This is a genomic window from Mesorhizobium sp. M7A.F.Ca.US.006.04.2.1, from assembly GCF_004022915.1.
Classification (GTDB): domain Bacteria; phylum Pseudomonadota; class Alphaproteobacteria; order Rhizobiales; family Rhizobiaceae; genus Mesorhizobium; species Mesorhizobium ciceri.
On record NZ_RZQA01001187.1, the window covers coordinates 1 to 1,438 of the forward strand.

Consider the following 1,438-nt stretch of genomic DNA (forward strand, 5'->3'; position numbering starts at 1 on the left):
GGCTGCGCGCATGCGCTCCAGCGCCAGCGTTCTCAAGGTCTTGGCGCTGCGGTCGATGGGAGGGTTGTCGTCGGGCATGTCTTGGCTCCTGCACCGCCACGAAAACAGATTCCATGCCCGGTTGACAAGGTACTTGGTGCTCCATAGCATGGTATACCATAAGATGATACAGGGATCGGACGGTCCCTGGGATCGCCGACCCGAGGATTCCATGCAGCCTGCCATCCGCAAGATCGTGACTTATACCGAGAACACGCTGATCGAAGGCGGCAAGGCTGCACCGCGGCCGCTGCGCCTGATCGGCGTCGCCGCGGTGCTGACGAACCCTTGGGCGGGACGCGGCTTCACCGACGATCTGTCGCCCGAAATCCGCGCCTGCGCGCCGGTGCTCGGAGAGATCCTGACCCGCGAGATCATTGCCGTCGCCGGTTCCGGCGAGGCGATCGAGGGCTATGGCAAAGCGGCCATTTGCGGCACGTCTGGCGAGATCGAGCATGCCTCGGCGCTGATCCACACGCTGCATTTTGGCAATCATTATCGCCGCGCCGTCGGCGCCAAGACCTATCTTGCCTTCACCAACCTGCGCGGCGGGCCGAACACGCCGATCATGATCCCACTGATGGACAAGAATGACGAAGGACGGCGCTCGCATTACCTGACCGTGCATTTCCAGATCGGCGATGCGCCGGCGCCGGACGAACTGGTGGTGGCGCTTGGTGCGTCGATCGGCGGTCGCCCGCATCATCGTATCGGCGATCGCTATCAGGACCTCAAGGAGCTTGGGGACGTGCATGGCTGACGCTTCCACCTGGGCGCGACAGGGCACAACGTTCGATGGCACCTGCTTCATCCGTGCCGGCGCTGGCACGCCGGTGCTGTTCATCCACGGCGTCGGCATGAACGCCGCGATCTGGCAGCCGCAGTTCGAACGCATGGCCGACAGCTTCGACGTCATCGCGATCGACATGCTCGGCCACGGCCAGTCGCCACTGCCGCCGCAGCACCCGGAACTGGCCGACTACGCCGACCAGGCCATTCGCCTGCTCGACCATCTTGGCCTCGACCGGGTGTCCGTCGTCGGCCATTCGATGGGTGCGCTCGTTGCCCAGGAGTTGGCCCTGCGCGCACCGGAGCGCGTCCGCCGCATCGTTTCCCTGAATGCCGTGTTCCGGCGGCCACCTGAACTGGCCGAAGCCGTTCGCCAGCGCGCGGTGGCGCTCAACGGGCGCAGCGATACGGCCGGCACGGCACAGACCATTGCGCGCTGGTTCGGCGATCCGGTGCCGACCGAGCTGGAGGCGGCAGCGCGGAACACGGCATCCGCACTGAGCGCGGTCGACCCGGAAGGCTATGCCCGCACCTACCGCCTGTTCGCTCGTGCCGACGGCGATCATGCCGACCGCCTGCCGACGCTGGCCGTACCGGCCCTGTTCATGAC

Annotated in this window: 2 protein-coding genes; both read left to right on the forward strand. The window is 66.0% G+C overall.

Annotation, left to right across the window (positions count from 1 at the left end):
* Positions 1-211: 211 nt before the first annotated feature.
* Complete coding sequence (locus EN925_RS35645; protein ID WP_127367046.1) at positions 212-799, forward strand: amino acid synthesis family protein; 588 nt, start codon at positions 212-214, stop codon at positions 797-799.
* Positions 792-1,438: alpha/beta fold hydrolase (locus EN925_RS35650; protein WP_128337357.1), on the forward strand; the 647-nt coding region annotated here is incomplete at its 3' end. The genes EN925_RS35645 and EN925_RS35650, both read left to right, overlap by 8 nt.

Bases quoted from the DNA above. Each gene is read 5' to 3' on its own strand.
- EN925_RS35645 (WP_127367046.1), top strand. From the start codon at position 212: ATGCAGCCTGCCATCCGCAAGATCGTGACTTATACCGAGAACACGCTG.